The 18395-nt window shown below is 57.2% G+C and carries 15 protein-coding genes and 1 riboswitch; of the genes, 8 read left to right on the top strand and 7 right to left on the bottom strand.

Translation table 11 applies throughout. From position 1 onward, the window contains the following. Positions 1-8 precede the first annotated feature (8 nt). The 5 genes from gldA to argE form a co-directional block, all read right to left on the bottom strand. A complete protein-coding gene (gene gldA, locus AB6V08_RS17255) occupies positions 9-1112 on the bottom strand; it encodes a bifunctional L-1,2-propanediol dehydrogenase/glycerol dehydrogenase (RefSeq protein WP_368544040.1) in 1104 nt (367 codons plus the stop codon). Positions 1113-1124: 12 nt separating this feature from the next. After that, positions 1125-1787 carry a fructose-6-phosphate aldolase gene (fsa, locus tag AB6V08_RS17250; RefSeq protein ID WP_368544039.1) on the bottom strand — a complete coding sequence of 221 codons (663 nt, stop codon included), beginning with the start codon at positions 1785-1787 and terminating at the stop codon, positions 1125-1127. A 128-nt stretch (positions 1788-1915) separates the two neighbouring features. Further along, complete coding sequence (locus tag AB6V08_RS17245; protein ID WP_368544038.1) at positions 1916-2680, bottom strand: helix-turn-helix transcriptional regulator; 765 nt, start codon at positions 2678-2680, stop codon at positions 1916-1918. Positions 2681-2772: 92 nt separating this feature from the next. After that, positions 2773-5424 carry a phosphoenolpyruvate carboxylase gene (ppc, locus tag AB6V08_RS17240; RefSeq protein ID WP_368544037.1) on the bottom strand — a complete coding sequence of 884 codons (2652 nt, stop codon included), beginning with the start codon at positions 5422-5424 and terminating at the stop codon, positions 2773-2775. 271 nt (positions 5425-5695) lie between these two features. Beyond that, positions 5696-6847, bottom strand: a complete 1152-nt coding sequence (gene argE, locus AB6V08_RS17235) for an acetylornithine deacetylase (protein ID WP_368544036.1) — start codon at positions 6845-6847, stop codon at positions 5696-5698. Between the two features lie 88 nt (positions 6848-6935). On the opposite strand from argE, the gene argC reads away from it, so the two are divergent. The 4 genes from argC to oxyR all read left to right on the top strand — a co-directional run bounded on the left by argC (position 6936) and on the right by oxyR (position 11401). Continuing rightward, on the top strand, positions 6936-7940 hold the full coding sequence (argC, locus tag AB6V08_RS17230) for an N-acetyl-gamma-glutamyl-phosphate reductase (protein ID WP_368544034.1): 1005 nt from the start codon (positions 6936-6938) through the stop codon (positions 7938-7940). A 6-nt stretch (positions 7941-7946) separates the two neighbouring features. Beyond that, on the top strand, positions 7947-8723 hold the full coding sequence (gene argB / locus AB6V08_RS17225) for an acetylglutamate kinase (RefSeq protein WP_098946274.1): 777 nt from the start codon (positions 7947-7949) through the stop codon (positions 8721-8723). A 72-nt stretch (positions 8724-8795) separates the two neighbouring features. Beyond that, the gene (argH, locus tag AB6V08_RS17220; protein ID WP_368544033.1) at positions 8796-10169 is read left to right on the top strand and encodes an argininosuccinate lyase; all 1374 of its coding nucleotides are present in this window, start codon (positions 8796-8798) and stop codon (positions 10167-10169) included. 314 nt (positions 10170-10483) lie between these two features. Continuing rightward, positions 10484-11401: a DNA-binding transcriptional regulator OxyR gene (gene oxyR / locus AB6V08_RS17215; protein WP_368544032.1), complete on the top strand. Its 918-nt coding sequence runs from the start codon at positions 10484-10486 to the stop codon at positions 11399-11401. Here the strand turns inward: oxyR and sthA are convergent. Continuing rightward, positions 11384-12784 carry a Si-specific NAD(P)(+) transhydrogenase gene (sthA, locus tag AB6V08_RS17210; protein ID WP_368544031.1) on the bottom strand — a complete coding sequence of 467 codons (1401 nt, stop codon included), beginning with the start codon at positions 12782-12784 and terminating at the stop codon, positions 11384-11386. The two genes, oxyR and sthA, sit on opposite strands and share 18 nt — an antisense overlap. Positions 12785-12980: 196 nt before the next feature. Between sthA and fabR the strand changes: the two genes are divergently transcribed. Continuing rightward, the gene (gene fabR, locus AB6V08_RS17205) at positions 12981-13619 is read left to right on the top strand and encodes an HTH-type transcriptional repressor FabR (RefSeq protein WP_368544030.1); all 639 of its coding nucleotides are present in this window, start codon (positions 12981-12983) and stop codon (positions 13617-13619) included. 9 nt (positions 13620-13628) lie between these two features. Then, the gene (locus AB6V08_RS17200; protein WP_368544029.1) at positions 13629-13988 is read left to right on the top strand and encodes a YijD family membrane protein; all 360 of its coding nucleotides are present in this window, start codon (positions 13629-13631) and stop codon (positions 13986-13988) included. Positions 13989-14067: 79 nt separating this feature from the next. On the opposite strand, the gene trmA is transcribed toward AB6V08_RS17200, so the two are convergent. After that, a complete protein-coding gene (trmA, locus tag AB6V08_RS17195; protein ID WP_368544028.1) occupies positions 14068-15168 on the bottom strand; it encodes a tRNA (uridine(54)-C5)-methyltransferase TrmA in 1101 nt (366 codons plus the stop codon). A 104-nt stretch (positions 15169-15272) separates the two neighbouring features. Continuing rightward, positions 15273-15571: riboswitch (cobalamin riboswitch) on the top strand. Positions 15572-15637: 66 nt separating this feature from the next. On the opposite strand from trmA, the gene btuB reads away from it, so the two are divergent. Together btuB and murI are read left to right on the top strand one after the other, a co-directional pair. After that, positions 15638-17491, top strand: coding sequence for a TonB-dependent vitamin B12 receptor BtuB (gene btuB, locus AB6V08_RS17190; protein WP_368544027.1), 1854 nt, complete (start codon positions 15638-15640; stop codon positions 17489-17491). Then, on the top strand, positions 17436-18287 hold the full coding sequence (murI, locus tag AB6V08_RS17185; protein WP_368544026.1) for a glutamate racemase: 852 nt from the start codon (positions 17436-17438) through the stop codon (positions 18285-18287). The genes btuB and murI overlap by 56 nt, the downstream gene beginning before the upstream one ends. Positions 18288-18395: the final 108 nt, after the last annotated feature.

The raw sequence follows: 18395 nt of genomic DNA, 5'->3' as shown, positions 1-18395 counted from the left end.
TTGCCAGATTATTCCCACTCCTGCAGGAACCGCTGCCCGTACTGGTCGGCAACCAGCAGCGCTGCATACACCTGATCCGGCGACACGCCGCCCGGCATGTTGTGGATGGTTTCCCCTTCGGCACAGGATGCCTCTGCGATCAGACGCATTTTGGCCGGAATGTCCTCCTTAATATTCAGCTGCGCCAGGGTAATCGGCAGCCCCACGCTGTGGCACAGCGCGGCAACCGTTTCGATCTCTTCAACCGGCGCGTTCTCCAGCACCAGCTGGGTGAGCGTACCGAACGCCACTTTTTCGCCGTGGTAGAAATGGTGCGCATCCGGCACTGCGGTCATGCCGTTATGAATGGCGTGCGCCGCCGCCAGTCCGCCGCTTTCAAAACCCACGCCGCTGAGATAGGTGTTGGCTTCGATGATGCGCTCAAGCGCAGGCGTCACCACGTGCTGCTCGGCTGCCAGCATCGCTTTTTCACCCTCTTCAACCAGGGTGTTGTAGCACAGCTCCGCCAGCGCTAAAGCCGCCTGGGTGCATTTGCCGCCTGCCATGGTGGTCGCTCCGCTGCGGGAGCAGGCGCGCGCTTCAAACCAGGTGGCCAGCGCATCGCCAATCCCTGCCGCCAGCAGGCGCGCAGGCGCACCTGCCACCACTTTGGTGTCCACAATAACCATGTTCGGGTTATGCGGCAGCATCAGGTAGCGGTCGAATTCGCCGTCGTCGGTGTAAATCACCGAAAGGGCGCTGCACGGCGCGTCGGTGGAGGCGATAGTGGGCGCGATGGCAACGGGCACGTCCATAAAGTGCGCGAGCGCTTTTGCGGTATCCAGCGTTTTACCGCCGCCGATCCCCAGCACGGCCATGCAGTCCGCGCCGTCGGCCAGTTTTCTCAGGCGGTCGATCTCGTTTTGCGAACACTCGCCGCCAAAGGGTGCGATTTCCACGTGAAGTTCTGCATTTTTAAAGCTTTGACGCAGAGTTTCTTCGGCAAAACCCAGCACAAACTTGTCGCCAACAACCAGCCAGCGTTTCGCCAGCGGTTTCAGATAGTCGCCCAGACGGGTGAGAACATCAGCGCCCTGGATGTATTTTCCCGGCGATTGAATGATACGGTCCATAACATGTCTCCCTTAGAGGTTGAGGTTACCAAACGCGTTTTTCCAGTCCTGCTCGAACTTCTCAATAGCCGACTCTACCGCCGGGGTGCCGAGCATATGTTGCGCTACGTCTAACGGGAGCGTGATTGCTTCACATCCCGCCAGCAGGCAATCCAGCGCCTGACGCGGCGTTTTGAAGCTGGCGGCCAGCACCATGCTCTCCGGCGCATGCAGCTCCAGCAGGGATTGCAGCTCCTGCACCATCTGAATGCCGTTCCCGCCCTGGGCATCCACGCGGTTGACGTAGGGGGCGACGTATTTCGCGCCGGCCAGCGCGGCGAGTAAGCCCTGTGCAGCGCTATACACCGCGGTGCCGAGCGTGGTAATGCCCTCTTTTTTCAGCGCTTTGATGGCGACAAGCCCCTCGGCGGTCACCGGAATTTTGACTACCAGATCCGGGAAGGCGTTACTCAGGCGCTTTGCTTCCGCCACCATGCCGTCCGCGTCGCGGCTCATGGTCTGGGCAAAGAGAATGCCGTCAGGGCCGATGGCTTTTTGCAGGCGCGGCAGCACGTCCCAGAGGGATTCGCGGCTGGCGGCAATGATGCTCGGGTTGGTGGTAACGCCCGCAATCGGGAAAATGCGCGCCAGTCGTTCAACTTCTGCCACGTTGGCGCTGTCCAGATAGAGTTCCATTATTTTTCCTTAAGTCAGAAAGGTTAAATAAAGGATACGGCGCGGGCGCGGGCAGGGGATACAGGTCAATTTTGCCAAATACTGGACAAATGTAATGTCCTTAGTGAAGTGAGATGCCGATCACAATGCTAGTTTTTGGCGGTCAGCTGGCTGTGATACTGGCGGCGATATTCAGACGGGGAACGTTCGGTGTGCTTGCGAAACAGGCGGCAGAAGTAGTTGCTGTCCGCAAATCCGCAGCGGATGGCGATATCTTTAATTTTGAGATCGTAGCCCTTCAGCAGCTGACGCGCGTGCTCCAGGCGCGTTTTGGTTAAATACTCATTGAATCCGACGCTGCCGACCTTCTGGAACAGATGGGAAAGGTAGTTTGGCGAGATGTAGAACGCCTCCGCCACGGATTCGCGCGTGAGCGAAGCGGCATAATTTTCTTCAATATAGCTTCGAACGGCTTCGAAAAGCGCGCGACTGCGGCTGTCGGTGTGAATGTCGCTGCCAAGCAGATCCCGGCAGTGGCTGAGCAGGCTTAGTACCACCAGTTTTGCCGTGTCCTGCTCCTCGGGCTGCATCTGCAATTCGGCGAGCGCTTGCAGAAGAAAAGCACCCGTGCGCGGGCCGCGCCGGGCAACCTGCAGCTGCTGTAAAAGCACATGCTCACGCCGGGACTCGATGGTGAGCTGCTGCTTGCCGAAGTGCAGGCTCAGGGCGTGCGGTGCGGTAGGCGCGATGGGGCCAAAAGCAGAAAAAAACGCCTCGCAGGGGTTATCCAGGGTAATGACCAGGCAGGGAGAAGTTCGGGACTGCTGCTCGGACAGCGTGGCGAAATGAATCTGGCCCAGCGGCAGAGTGCCCTTCACCAGGTCAGCCAACAGGTGGTTGATATCGGAATGCATAGGGAGACTACCGAATTTGCCGGGCGGCGCTAACGCTCACCCGGCCTGATTATCGTAGGCCGGGCACGCGCAGCGCCGCCGGGCCTAAAGCATTAGCCGGTGTTACGCATACCTGCCGCAACGCCCGCAATCGTCACCATCAGCGCCTGTTCAACGCGCGGATCTGGCTCTTTGCCTTCCTCTTCCGCCTGGCGCGAACGGTGCAGCAGCTCAGCCTGCAGAACGTTCAGCGGGTCGGTATAGATGTTACGCAGCTGGATAGACTCGGCAATCCACGGCAGATCTTCCATCAGGTGTGAATCGTTGGCGATATCCAGCACCACTTTGATGTCGCCTTCCAGCAGCTCGCGCAGCTCTTTACCCAGCGCCCACAGCTCTGGTTTCACCAGGCGCTGATCGTAGTATTCCGCCAGCCACAGGTCGGCCTTCGAGAAGACCATTTCCAGCATGCCAAGACGCGTGGAGAAGAACGGCCAGTCGCGGCACATGGCTTCCAGCTCGCTCTGTTTGCCATCTTCCACCACTTTTTGCAGCGCAGCGCCCGCGCCCAGCCAGGCTGGCAGCATCAGACGGTTTTGCGTCCAGGCGAAGATCCACGGGATGGCGCGCAGGGACTCGACGCCGCCGGTCGGACGACGTTTCGCCGGGCGCGAACCCAGAGGCAGTTTGCCCAGCTCCTGCTCAGGGGTGGCTGAACGGAAGTAAGGAACGAAGTCTTTGTTTTCACGCACGTAGCCGCGGTACAGATCGCAGGAGATATCCGACAGCTCGTCCATGATGCGGCACCAGGCTTCTTTCGGCTCCGGCGGCGGCAGCAGGTTCGCTTCCAGAATCGCGCTGGTGTAGAGCGACAGGCTGCTGATGGTCACTTCCGGCAGACCGTACTTGAAGCGGATCATCTCGCCCTGTTCGGTCACGCGCAGGCCACCTTTCAGGCTGCCCGGCGGCTGGGAGAGCAGCGCCGCGTGCGCAGGCGCACCGCCACGGCCAATCGAACCGCCGCGACCGTGGAACAGCGTCAGCTCAATGCCCGCTTTTTCGCAGGTTTTGATCAGCGCGTCCTGCGCCTGATACTGCGCCCAGGATGCCGCCATCACGCCCGCGTCTTTTGCGGAGTCGGAATAGCCAATCATCACCATCTGCTTGCCCTGAATAAAGCCGCGGTACCAGTCGATATTCAGCAGCTGCGTCATCACATCGTTGGCATTGTTCAGGTCGTCGAGGGTTTCAAACAGCGGCGCGACGGGAAGCGCATAGTCGATACCCGCTTCTTTCAGCAGCAGGTGAACGCCCAGCACGTCGGAAGGCGTCTTCGCCATGGAGATCACGTAGGCGGCAACCGATCCTTTTGGTGCGTCAACGATCGCTTTGCAGGTGTTGAGCACTTCGCGGGTTTCGTTGCTCGGCTCCCAGTTGCGCGGCAGCAGAGGGCGCTTGGAGTTCAGTTCGCGGATCAGGAAGGCCTGTTTGTCGGCTTCTGACCAGCTTTCGTAGTCGCCGATGCCGAGGTAGCGGGTCATTTCGCCCAGCGCTTCGGTATGGCGGGTGCTTTCCTGACGCACGTCGATACGCACCAGCGGTACGCCGAAACACTTCACGCGGCGCAGGGTGTCGAGCAGTTCACCGTTGGCGATAATGCCCATACCGCAGGCCTGCAGCGATTTATAACAGGCGTAGAGCGGATCCCACAGCTGTTCGTTCTGGCTCAGCAAGCCTTCCGGCTTCGGCAGACGCTGGCCCTTCAGGCGCGCTTCCAGCCAGGCCTGAGTGGCCATTAGCTGACCGCGCAGCTTTTTCATCAGATAGCGATACGGCTCGCTCGCGCCTTCTTCCCCGGCCAGCTCGCGCAGTTCCGGCGTCGCTTCCACCATCGACAGCTCGGAGATCAGCACGCCAATATCTTTCAGGAACAGGTCGGTCGCTTTCCAGCGGCTCAGCAGCAGGACGTGGCGGGTGATTTCCGCGGTCACGTTCGGGTTGCCGTCGCGGTCGCCGCCCATCCAGGAGGTGAAACGTACCGGCACAAAATCAACCGGCAGGCGGTAGCCCAGGTTCTCTTCCAGCTGTTCGTTCAGCTCGCGCAGGTAGTTAGGCACCCCTTCCCACAGGCTGTTTTCCACCACCGCGAAGCCCCATTTGGCTTCGTCGACCGGGCTTGGACGGTGTTTGCGGATCTCGTCAGTGTGCCAGGACTGGGCAATCAGCTGGCGCAGACGGCGCATCAGCTGGTTACGTTCGTAGTCGGCGATATCTTTGTTATCCAGCTGCTTTAAGCAGTTGTTCACTTCCACCATTTTGTGGATGAGGGTACGACGGGTGATCTCGGTTGGGTGAGCGGTTAACACCAGCTCCAGCGAAAGGGATTCCACCGCTTTTTTGATGGTATCTTCGTTGAGGTCGGGCTGGTCTTTGAGTTTTCTGAGCGTACTGGCAATGACTTCCGGGTTGCTGGCCGCTTCGCCTTTTGGCGAAATGCTGTGATATTGCTCGGCGGTATTTGCCAGGTTCAGGAACTGGCTGAAGGCGCGGGCTACGGGCAGCAGCTCATCGTTGGACAGGTTCTGCAGGGTGGTCAGCAGCTCCTGACGGTTGGCCTCGTTTCCTGCACGGGAAGATTTAGACAGCTTGCGGATGGTTTCAACGCGGTCGAGGATGTTCTCACCCAACGCATCTTTGATGGTATCTCCAAGCACTTTGCCGAGCATACTGACATTACTACGCAACGCGGAATATTGTTCGTTCATAAAAACCCAGTCACCCCATCATTTTTGTTTATGCCCAGGCGAAAATCTTCTGAGCATTATTTTGTCATCTCCCCTTATAAAGCCACGTAAAACCCCTGTCGTCAATTGCTGCGAAAACGGTTCAGCAAACGAATAAATGTGGGCAATTTACGAAATTTAATTCGCTTCGCGTCAGATAAGAGATGCTTATGGGAATGTGATGGAGATCATGCGGTTTGATGCCCTCACCCTAACCCTCTCCCACAGGGAGAGGGGACTTTTCGAGGCCGTTTTAATGCCAGCAGAAGTGATGCACAACCTGGGTGATTAATTCGCGGGTTGGCTTGATAAAGCGGGTTTCCAGATACTCATCCGGCTGGTGCGCCTGGTTGATGGAACCCGGGCCAAGCACCAGCGTCGGGCACAGCGTTTGAATAAACGGCGCCTCGGTGCAGTAGTTCACCACGTCGGTTTTCTCGCCGAGCAGTTTTTCCACCACTTCCACCAGCTGATGATCCGGCGGGCATTCGTAACCCGGGATCGGCGGATGCAGATCCGACACCGTCAGGCGTCCAGGCCAGCGTTCGCTGACCGGAGCCAGCGCTTCGGTCAGCAGGCCATTCAGATCGCTCAGCGTCATGCCCGGCAGCGGGCGAATATCCATGTGCAGCTCGCAGCAGGCGCAGATGCGGTTAGAGGCGTCCCCGCCGTGCAGGCTTCCCAGGTTGAGCGTTGGGTAAGGCACGGTGAAGGCCTCGTAGTGATAGCGCTCTTTGAGATCGTCACGGAGGGTCATGATGCGGCCGATGGCGTCGTGCATCAGCTCGATGGCGTTCACGCCGCGCGCCGGATCGCTCGAATGGCCCGACTGGCCCAGAACCCGCACCGCCGTCGAAATATGGCCTTTGTGCGCCCGAATCGGCTGCAGCGAGGTCGGCTCACCGATGATGGCGCAGTCCGGGCGAATCGCCGTGTTTTCAGAGAAGTAGCGCGCGCCTGCCATGCTGGTTTCTTCGTCGGCGGTCGCCAGAATGTAGAGCGGCTTTTTCAGCGTCGTCACGTCGACGTCGCGCAGCGCATCAAGAATAAAGGCGAAGAAGCCTTTCATATCGGCAGTGCCCAGACCGTAAAGCTTGTTGTCGTGCTCGGTCAGGGTGAACGGGTCGCGCGTCCAGCGGCCATCGTCAAAGGGAACGGTATCGGTATGCCCCGCCAGCAGCAGCCCGCCGGCGCCGTGTCCGGTGCTCGCCAGCAGGTTAAATTTGTGACGCGTTCCGGGGACGGGTTGAATCTCAACGTTGAACCCAAGATCGCTAAACCAGCCCGCCAGCAGATTGATTAAAGACTCATTGCTCTGATCGAGCGCTTCTTCGGTTGCACTGATGGACGGTGTGGCGATCAGGGCGCGGTAAATCTCGATAAATGGCGGTAAGTTCATTTTCATTGTTGACACACCTTAGGTCGTGATAGTATCAATATTCATGCAATAAATGTGAATAAAAATACATTAACGTTGAGCATAAAGGAACCCGATGTTGAATACGCTGATTGTAGGCGCTAGCGGTTATGCGGGCGCAGAGCTTGTAAGCTACGTGAATCGCCATCCACATATGACCATAACCGCTTTGACCGTGTCAGCGCAAAGCAATGATGCAGGAAAGTTAATTTCCGATTTGCATCCGCAGCTTAAGGGCATTGTCGACCTGCCTTTGCAGCCGATGTCCGATATCAGCGAGTTTATCGACGGCGTTGACGTGGTGTTTTTAGCCACCGCCCACGAAGTCAGCCACGACCTGGCGCCGCAATTCCTGGCGGCCGGCTGCGTGGTATTCGACCTCTCCGGCGCGTTCCGCGTGAACGACGGCGCGTTCTACGAAAAATATTACGGTTTCACCCATCAGCATCCGGATCTGCTTGAAAAAGCGGTATACGGCCTGGCGGAGTGGAGCGCAGACAAACTGAAAGAAGCGGATCTGATCGCCGTGCCGGGCTGCTACCCAACGGCGGCGCAGCTTTCGCTGAAGCCTTTGATCGACGCGGGCCTGTTAGATCTCAATCAGTGGCCGGTGATCAACGCCACCAGCGGCGTGAGCGGTGCAGGGCGCAAGGCCGCTATTTCGAATAGCTTCTGTGAAGTCAGCCTTCAGCCGTATGGCGTGTTCAATCACCGCCATCATCCTGAAATCACCACCCATCTGGGTACGGACGTGATCTTTACCCCGCATCTGGGCAGCTTCCCGCGCGGCATTCTTGAAACCATCACCTGCCGCCTGAAGCCGGGCGTGAGCAAAGAACAGGTGGCCGAAGTCTTCACCCAGGCGTATGCGGATAAGCCGCTGGTGCGTCTGTACGATAAGGGCGTGCCGGCGCTGAAAAACGTGGTCGGTCTGCCGTTCTGCGATATCGGTTTTGCCGTGCAGGGCGAACACCTGATTGTGGTTGCCGCGGAAGATAACTTACTCAAAGGCGCTGCTGCTCAGGCCATGCAGTGCGCAAATATTCGTTTTGGCTTCGCGGAAACGCAGTCTCTTATTTAAGGTGTGATGATGAACCCATTAATTATCAAACTCGGTGGTGTACTGCTGGACAGCGAAGAAGCGCTGGAGCGTCTTTTTACTGCGCTGGTCAACTATCGCGAATCACATCAACGTCCGCTGGTGATCGTCCACGGCGGCGGCTGCGTGGTGGATGAGCTGATGAAAGGGCTCAACCTGCCGGTGAAGAAGAAAAATGGCCTGCGCGTGACGCCTGCCGATCAGATTGACATCATCACCGGTGCGCTGGCGGGGACGGCGAACAAAACGCTGCTGGCATGGGCGAAGAAGCATCATATCGCGTCCGTTGGCCTCTATCTGGGCGATGGCGACAGCGTAAAAGTGACGCAGCTCGACGAAGAGCTGGGCCACGTTGGACTGGCGCAGCCGGGTTCGCCTAAGCTGATTAATACCCTGCTCGAAGGCGGTTTCCTGCCGGTGGTGAGCTCTATCGGCGTGACCGAAGAGGGCGAGCTGATGAACGTTAATGCAGACCAGGCGGCAACCGCGCTGGCGGCAACCCTGGGCGCGGATCTGATTTTGCTCTCCGACGTGAGCGGTATTCTCGACGGCAAAGGCCAGCGCATCGCGGAGATGACCGCCGCGAAAGCCGAACAGCTGATTGCTCAGGGCATTATTACCGACGGCATGATCGTCAAGGTGAACGCGGCGCTGGATGCCGCCCGCACGCTCGGTCGCCCGGTGGATATCGCCTCCTGGCGTCACGCGGAGCAGCTCCCGGCGCTGTTTAACGGCACGCCGATTGGCACGCGTATTTTAGCGTAAGTTTATTGAATGACCGTAGGCCGGGTAAGCGCAGCGCCACCCGGCGGAACTAACGAATAAAGGAACGATGTTATGGCACTTTGGGGTGGGCGTTTTACACAGGCAGCGGATCAGCGGTTCAAACAGTTCAACGACTCTTTGCGCTTCGACTACCGCCTGGCCGAACAGGATATTGTCGGCTCTGTGGCCTGGTCCAAAGCGCTGGTCACCGTTGGCGTACTGACCGCAGACGAGCAGCTGCAGCTGGAAGAGGCGCTGAATAATCTGCTGGAAGAGGTGCGTCTGGACCCGCAGCAGATCCTGAAAAGCGACGCCGAAGATATTCACAGCTGGGTGGAAGGCAAGCTGATCGACAAAGTCGGCCAGCTGGGCAAAAAGCTGCACACCGGGCGTAGCCGTAACGACCAGGTCGCGACCGATCTCAAGCTGTGGTGTAAAGATACCGTTGGCGAACTGCTGGCGGCAAACCGTCAGCTGCAAAGCGCGCTGGTGGAAACCGCGCAGAATAATCAGGACGCGGTGATGCCGGGCTATACCCATCTGCAGCGCGCCCAGCCGGTGACCTTTGCGCACTGGTGCCTCGCCTACGTTGAGATGCTGGCGCGTGATGAAAGCCGTTTGCAGGATACCCTGAAGCGTCTGGACGTGAGCCCGCTGGGCAGCGGCGCGCTGGCGGGTACGGCGTATGAAATCGACCGTGAACAGCTGGCAGGCTGGCTGGGCTTTGCTTCCGCCACCCGCAACAGCCTGGACAGCGTCTCCGACCGCGACCACGTGCTGGAGCTGCTGTCGAATGCGTCTATCGGTATGGTTCACCTGTCGCGCTTCGCCGAAGACCTGATCTTCTTTAACTCGGGCGAAGCCGGGTTTGTCGAGCTGTCTGACCGCGTGACCTCAGGCTCTTCCCTGATGCCGCAGAAGAAAAACCCCGATGCGCTGGAGCTGATCCGCGGCAAGTGTGGTCGCGTGCAGGGCGCGCTGACCGGCATGATGATGACCCTGAAAGGGCTGCCGCTGGCGTACAACAAAGATATGCAGGAAGACAAAGAAGGGCTGTTCGACGCGCTCGACACCTGGCTGGACTGTCTGCATATGGGCGCGCTGGTGCTGGACGGCATTCAGGTGAAGCGTCCGCGCTGCCAGGAAGCGGCACAGCAGGGCTACGCGAATTCGACCGAGCTTGCGGACTATCTGGTCGCCAAAGGCGTGCCGTTCCGCGAAGCGCACCATATTGTCGGTGAAGCGGTGGTCGAAGCGATTCGTCAGGGGAAACCGCTGGAAGATCTGACCCTTGCGGACTTACAGAAATTCAGCGCGGTGATCGGAGATGATGTTTACCCGATTCTGGCGCTGCAGTCCTGCCTGGATAAACGCGCAGCGAAAGGTGGCGTGTCGCCTAAGCAGGTCGCGCAGGCGATTGCGGAGGCGAAAAACCGCCTGGTTTAATCCGTACGGGCTGATTCCCTCTCCCACGGGGAGAGGGAGCAAACACTAAAAATGGCAACTTCGGTTGCCATTTTGCTTTTACCTCGGGCTTTTTTACGCAAAAAAAATGCGGACCACGGGGTCCGCAAAAGTTCACGTTGGCTTTAATTTTTCGAGTCAGAGAGATACTCGACTGACGGTACGGCGGTCTCAAGGGTAGCAAAACCGCCGCCTCGTCTATGTGATGTATTATTCAACAGAATGCTTGATAGGGATAATCGTTCGTTGCTATGCTATCTATCGCCATGAACTATCGTGGCGACGGAGGATGAATAATGAATATTCGTGATCTTGAATACCTGGTAGCGTTGGCCGAGCACCGTCATTTTCGCCGCGCGGCAGATTCCTGCCACGTCAGCCAGCCGACGCTGAGCGGTCAAATCCGCAAGCTGGAAGATGAGCTGGGCGTAATGCTGCTGGAGCGCACCAGCCGTAAAGTGCTGTTCACTCAGGCAGGCCTTCTGCTGGTGGATCAGGCGCGCACCGTGCTGCGCGAGGTCAAAGTGCTCAAGGAAATGGCAAGCCAGCAGGGGGAAACGATGTCCGGCCCGCTGCATATCGGCCTGATCCCAACCGTTGGCCCGTACCTGCTGCCGCACATCATTCCGATGCTGCACCAGACCTTCCCGAAACTCGAAATGTACCTGCATGAAGCGCAAACCCATCAGCTGCTGGCGCAGCTGGACAGCGGTAAGCTCGACTGCGCGATTCTGGCGCTGGTCAAAGAGAGTGAAGCCTTTATCGAAGTGCCGCTGTTCGATGAGCCAATGATGCTGGCGATCTATGAAGATCACCCGTGGGCAGACCGCGATCGCGTGCCGATGGCTGACCTGGCCGGTGAAAAGCTGCTGATGCTGGAAGACGGTCACTGCCTGCGCGATCAGGCGATGGGCTTCTGCTTCGAAGCGGGCGCCGACGAAGACACCCATTTCCGCGCAACCAGCCTGGAAACGCTGCGTAACATGGTGGCGGCGGGAAGTGGTATCACGCTGCTGCCTGCGCTGGCGGTGCCGCGCGAGCGTAAACGTGATGGCGTGGTCTATCTGCCGTGCATTAAGCCGGAGCCGCGCCGTACTATCGGCCTGGTTTATCGTCCGGGTTCACCGCTGCGCAGCCGCTATGAGCAGCTGGCAGAGGCCATCCGTGGTGCAATGGATGGCCATTTCGACAGCGCATTAAAACAGGCGGTTTAAGCCGTTTAGTGCCGCTACCCGATACGCTTCTGCCATCGTCGGGTAGTTAAAGGTGGTGTTAACGAAGTACTCAATGGTGTTACCGCCACCTTTTTGCTCCATTATCGCCTGGCCGATGTGAATGATTTCCGCCGCGCGCTCACCAAAGCAGTGGATCCCGAGTATCTCTTTCGTTTCGCGATGGAACAGGATCTTCAGCGTACCCACGCTCATCCCCACGATTTGTGCGCGCGCCAGATGTTTAAACTGCGCACGACCCACTTCGTAAGGCACCTTCATGGCCGTCAGCTGCTGTTCGGTTTTACCCACAGAGCTAATTTCCGGAATGGTGTAAATCCCGGTCGGGATATCTTCAATCAGATGCGCCGTGGCTTCACCTTTGACCAGCGCCTGCGCCGCAATGCGTCCCTGGTCGTAAGCCGCTGAGGCCAGACTCGGATAGCCGATGACGTCGCCCACCGCGTACACGTGCGGCAGCGCGGTCTGGTACATGCTGTTGACCTTCAGCTGGCCGCGGCTGTCGGTTTCGAGGCCAATATTTTCCAGCTTGAGGGAGTCGGTGTTGCCGGTACGCCCGTTGGCATACAGCAGGCAATCGGCCTTCAGCTTCTTGCCGGACTTCAGATGCATAATCACACCGTCGTCGCAGCCTTCGATTTTCTCGTACTCTTCGTTGTGGCGAATGACCACGCCGCTGTTCCAGAAGTGGTAAGAGAGGGAGTCTGACATCTCCTGATCGAGGAACGCCAGCAGGCGGTCGCGAGTGTTGATCAGGTCAACTTTGACCTCCATTCCCCGGAAGATAGACGCATATTCGCAGCCAATCACGCCCGCGCCGTAGATGATCACGTGGCGAGGTTCATGGTGCAGGCTAAGAATAGAGTCGCTGTCGTAGATGCGCGGGTGCGTGAAGTCGACGTCCGCCGGGTGATACGGGCGAGAGCCGCAGGCAATCACGAATTTTTCGGCGGTGAGGGTTTCAATCGAGCCGTCGTGACACTCAAGCGCCAGCGTATGCTCATCAACAAAGTGGGCGTTACCCTGCAAAATTTCACAGTGATTACGCTCGTAGAACCCCTGACGCATCCGCGTTTGCTGATTAATCACGGTGTCCGCGTGGTTGAGGATGTCGGCAAAAGAGGAGCGCAGAAGTCGGGAGTGGTCGCTGTAGAGAGGGTTCTGGTTAAATTCAATAATACGGCTAACGGCATGGCGGAGGGCTTTGGAAGGGATGGTGCCCCAGTGGGTGCAACCGCCGCCAACATTATGGTAGCGCTCGATGACCGCTACTCTGGCTCCCTGTTTCACCAGACCCATAGCAGCGCCTTCGCCGCCGGGGCCGGAACCAATAACTATTGCGTCGTAATCGTAGGAATGTGGCATGGTAAGGCTTACCTGTTCTTATACATAAAAGCAACAGAATCATAACATCATTGCCAGAGTAACCCAATTATCGTTGTGCTTTTTTCGGGCAGTGGAGCACAAACCGCGCGTAAACAATCATTCACAAAGCCAGGCAAACAGATTAATTTTATTCTCTGGTATAGTGCCGGCAGGCCTTTGGAAGGATTCAACTATCGTGATGGGCGTAAGAGCACAACAAAAAGAGAAAACCCGGCGTTCGCTGGTGGAAGCCGCATTCAGTCAGCTGAGTGCCGAGCGAAGTTTTGCCAGTTTGAGCCTGCGCGAAGTGGCGCGCGAGGCCGGGATTGCGCCAACGTCCTTCTACCGTCATTTCCGTGATGTGGATGAACTGGGTCTGACTATGGTCGACGAGAGTGGCCTGATGCTGCGCCAGCTGATGCGCCAGGCGCGCCAGCGTATCGCAAAAGGCGGCAGCGTGATCCGCACCTCGGTCTCTACCTTTATGGAGTTTATCGGCAATAACCCCAACGCGTTTCGCCTGCTGCTGCGCGAACGTTCAGGCACATCGGCCGCGTTTCGTGCCGCGGTCGCCCGTGAAATTCAGCATTTCATTGCGGAACTTGCCGACTATCTTGAACTCGAAAACCATATGCCGCGTGCGTTCACCGAAGCGCAGGCAGAGGCGATGGTGACCATTGTTTTCAGTGCGGGTGCCGAAGCGCTGGATGTCAGCCCTGAACAACGCAAGCAGCTCGAAGAGCGACTGGTACTGCAGCTGAGGATGATCTCCAAAGGCGCGTATTACTGGTATCGCCGTGAACAAGAAAAGTTGGCACATCAAAACGATGAGTGAAGGTGAGTAATGAAACAGTCAGGTCAGGATAAAGGTACGTTGTTGCTGGCATTGATCGCTGGCTTATCTATAAATGGCACGTTTGCGGCGGTGTTCAGCTCTGTCGTGCCCTTCTCGATTTTCCCGCTAATTGCCCTGGTGCTGACGGTCTACTGCCTGCATCAGCGCTACCAGAACCGCACGATGCCAGTTGGACTGCCGGGGCTTGCCGCGTCCTGCTTTATTTTGGGTGTTCTGCTGTACAGCACCGTGGTACGCGCCGAGTACCCGGATATCGGCTCTAACTTCCTGCCTGCGGTACTGTCCGTGGCGCTGGTGTTCTGGATTGGCTCGCGCATGCGCAGCCGTAAGAGCCAGCTGCCGGAGTAATGAATGATGTGTAGGGCAGGTAAGCAAAGCGCCACCTGCCAAAAACGCCGGATGGCGCTACGCTTATCCGGCCTACAGATCACCGTGCGGTAAGTAAAACGCCGCACTCCATATGGTGTGTATACGGGAACTGATCGAACAGCGCCAGACGTTCAACCTTGTGCGTCTGGCTTAATGTTTCCAGATTCTTGCACAGGGTTTCCGGGTTACAGGAGATGTACAAAATACGCGGGTACGCCTGCACCATCTTCTCGGTTTCGCTATCCAGCCCGCTGCGCGGCGGATCGACAAAAATCGTCTCGCACTTGTAGCTCTTCAAATCGATGCCCTGCAAACGGTTGAACTCACGCACGCCGTTCATCGCCTGGGTAAACTCTTCCGCCGCCATGCGGATAATCTGCACGTTGTCGATATGGTTGGCCGCAATGTTGTACTGCGCGGCGGCAACGGACGGCTTCGCGATTTCAGTGGCCAGCACGCGGTCAAAGTTACGCGCCAGCGCCAGCGAGAAGTTGCCGTTACCGCAGTACAGCTCCAGCAGATCTCCCGTTGACCCTTCGGTTGCCTTCAGCGCCCACTCCAGCATCTGCACGTTCATCGCCGCATTCGGCTGGGTGAAGCTGTTTTCCACCTGGCGATAAATCATCTCTTTACCCGCCACCGGCAGACGCTCGTCGATGTAATCCTGATCGAGCATGATTTTGGTTTTTGTCGCGCGGCCAATCAGGTGAACGTTAATGTTCTGCGCCCGCAGCGAATCGCGCAGCGCTTCTGCCTGCTCGCGCCATTCGTCGTTCAGCGCTTTGTGATACAGCAAAGAGACGATGGCCTGATTGCTCTGCGTGGTCAGGTAGTCAATCTGGAACAGCTTGTTGCGCAGCGCCGGGTTTTCGCGCACGCCGTCCATAATCAGCGTCATCAGCTGGTTAATGAGTTCACTCGCCGCCGGGAAGCTGTCGACGCGGATACGCGATTTGGTCTGCTGATCGAAAATGATGTGGTACAGGTCATCACCGTCGTGCCAGATGCGGAACTCGGCGCGCATACGGTAATGGCTGACAGGGGAGCGAAACACCTCGGGAACGGGCGCGTTGAAAGGCGTCATCATACTTTGCAGGCGGACAACTTTTTCTGCCAGCTGCGCGTCGTACTGTTCTGTCGGGAGGTGTTCGGGGGTCATGATGCGTCCTGATTGATGATGAATTACGCGGGGATTGTAGGCATTGTTCAGGGGATGTCCAGAGTTAATGGCGCATAGCTGTCTGGACATCTATACGTGTCTAATTGTAGCATTCTGTTTCCGGTCTCCTGAGAGTGAAAAGGGAATCCAGTGTAATTCTGGAGCTGACGCGCAGCGGTAAAGACTGGCGGGATGAGAGTTAAAGACACTGCTATATACGCGCAAATCATTCAAGTTGCATCAAGGCGGCAAGCGAGTGAATCCCCGGGAACATAGAAAGCTATGTCACTGGGGGGAGCGAGCGCAGCCAACGCAGAGGCAGCGTGAAGGATGACGCGAGTGGGAAGTCATCATCCACTAAACGCCACCTAGCCCGAAGACCTGCCGGGATCACGTCGCAATTGGTTTCATCATCGCGTGCTATAGATGAGGCCTGCGGCATCCTTCTTATATTGTGGATGCTTTTACAATGATTAAAAAAGTATCGCTGTTGACGGCGCTGTCCGTCACGGCATTTTCGGGCTGGGCGCAGGATAGCTCAGACTCGTTGGTGGTGACTGCAAACCGTTTTGAACAACCAGCAAAAACCGTACTGGCTCCAACCTCTGTGGTCACGCGTGAAGACATCGAACGCTGGCAGGCAAAAAGCGTTGTAGAAATCATGTCGCGCCTGCCGGGCGTGGATATCGCGCAAAGCGGTGGCATGGGCGCTAACTCCTCTACGTTTATTCGCGGTACGGAATCCCGTCATGTTCTGGTGCTGATCGACGGTATCCCGCTGAACAACGCCGGGATCAGCAACGTTCCCGATCTCAGCCAAATTCCAACCTCGCTGATTCAGCGTATCGAGTACATCCGTGGGCCACGCTCTGCGCTGTATGGCTCCGATGCGATTGGCGGCGTAATTAACATCATTACCGGACGCGATAAGCCGGGCGCGGAAATCTCCGCGAGCGTCGGCTCGAAGGGCTATCAATCCTACGATGGGGCCTTCCAGCAGGTGCTTGATAAAACCAAAATCACCATGGCGGGTAACTACACCTATACCCGTGGTTTTGATATTGGCGCCAGCGATGCCCCGCGCCAGCCGGATCGCGACGGCTTTATGAGTAAGTCGTTATACGGCTCTGTGGAACAGCAGATCACCGACAGCGTGAGCGGCTTCTTCCGCGGCTTTGGTTACGACAACCGCACGGCGTATGACGGTTACGATCACTACGACGCCAACTTTATGGTGGATGGACGACCTGATACTCGCCAGCTCTATAGCCAGAACTGGGACACCGGGCTGCGCTACAACCAGGGAATTTTCCAGTCCCAGCTGGTGGCGGGTTACGGCCGCAGTAAAGATCAGAACTATGACCCGAAGAAAGGGCGTTACGCTGATTCCGCGACCATGGATGACGTGAAGCAGTACACCACGCAATGGCTCAACACTGTAGAAGTCGGGCATGGGAACATCGGCGCAGGTCTGGACTGGCAAAAGCAAAAGACGCAGGCCGGAACGGGCTATCTGGACAAAGGCTACGAACAACGTAATACCGGCGTTTTCGTTTCAGCGATGCAGCAGTTCGACAGCGTGACGCTGGAGGCGGCGGCGCGTAATGACGACAACTCCAACTTTGGCAACCATGGAACATGGCAAACCAGCGCGGGGTGGGAGTTTGTCGATGGCTATCGCGTCATTGCTTCCTACGGTACCGCATTCAAAGCACCGACCATGAGCCAGATACACAGTGCCACTTACGGTAATCCGGACCTTAAGCCGGAGGAGAGTAAGCAATGGGAAGGCGGCTTCGAAGGCCTGACGGGACCGGTCAACTGGCGTATCACTGGCTATCGCAATGACATTGATAATCTTATCAGCAGCGATCCACGTACGTATCGTTACTACAACGTTGGCGAAGCGCGCATTAAAGGTGTGGAAGCGACGGCGCAGTTTGACACTGGCCCGGTTGGACATCAGATTTCCTACGATTATGTCGACCCGCGGAATGCCAAAACCAACGAAGTGCTGGCCCGACGCTCTAAGCAGCAGGTTAAGTATCAGCTTGACTGGCAGGTATGGGATCTCGACTGGAACCTGGCCTATCGTTATCTGGGCACCCGCTATGATGTCGCGGTCGATCCAAACACCTATGCGTCAGAACGTGTGAAAATGGGCGGTGTCAGCCTGTGGGATGTCGCCGTTTCATATCCGGTCACCTCTCACCTTACAGTTCGTGGTAAAATAGCCAACCTGTTCGATAAAGATTACGAGACAGTTTATGGCTACCAAACTGCAGGACGGGAATACACCTTGTCTGGCAGCTACACCTTCTGATCCGCGTCCCACCGTGCTGGTGTTTGATTCCGGCGTCGGTGGGCTTTCGGTCTATGATGAGATTCGGCATCTCCTGCCGGATCTTCATTACATCTATGCCTTCGATAACGTCGCGTTCCCTTACGGGGAAAAGAGCGAAGCGTTTATCGTTGAGCGTGTGGTTGAAATCGTTACCGCCGTACAACAGCGCTATCCCCTGGCGCTTGCGGTGATTGCCTGTAACACGGCAAGTACGGTCTCCCTTCCCGCATTGCGTGAAAAATTCCAGTTCCCGGTCGTGGGCGTCGTACCTGCGATTAAGCCTGCCGCCCGTCTGACGGCCAATGGCATCGTCGGTTTACTGGCAACGCGCGGCACGGTGAAGCGTCCTTATACGCGCGAGCTTATCGACCGCTTTGCGAACGAATGCCAGATCGCGATGCTCGGCTCTGCCGAGCTGGTGGAAATGGCCGAGGCGAAGCTGCACGGTCACGCCGTACCGCTGGAGGAGCTGCGCCGTATTCTGCGCCCGTGGCTGCGAATGCAGGAGCCGCCGGATACCGTGGTTCTGGGATGCACCCATTTCCCTCTCTTACAGGAAGAGCTTCTTGAAGTGCTGCCAGAGGGAACGCGGCTGGTTGATTCCGGTGCGGCCATTGCACGACGTACGGCCTGGCTGCTGGAACACGAAGCGCCAGAGGCAAAATCTGCGGATGCGAATATTGCTTTTTGTATGGCGATCACAAAAGAGACCGAGCAACTTTTACCCGTTTTACGCCGTTACGGCTTTGAAACGCTCGAAAAACTAGCGTTGTAGCACGGTTTTGAGCAAAAAAGAGGCGGTTGAAAGTTTTTTTTAAAAGAGGGGTTGTCAACGTCAGAGAACTCCCTATAATGCGCCTCCACTGACACGGAACAACGGCTT

Origin of the sequence: Enterobacter soli (genome assembly GCF_964208575.1) — a bacterium.
Lineage (GTDB): Bacteria > Pseudomonadota > Gammaproteobacteria > Enterobacterales > Enterobacteriaceae > Enterobacter > Enterobacter soli_A.
This window is presented reverse-complemented; position numbering and strand designations above follow the sequence as displayed.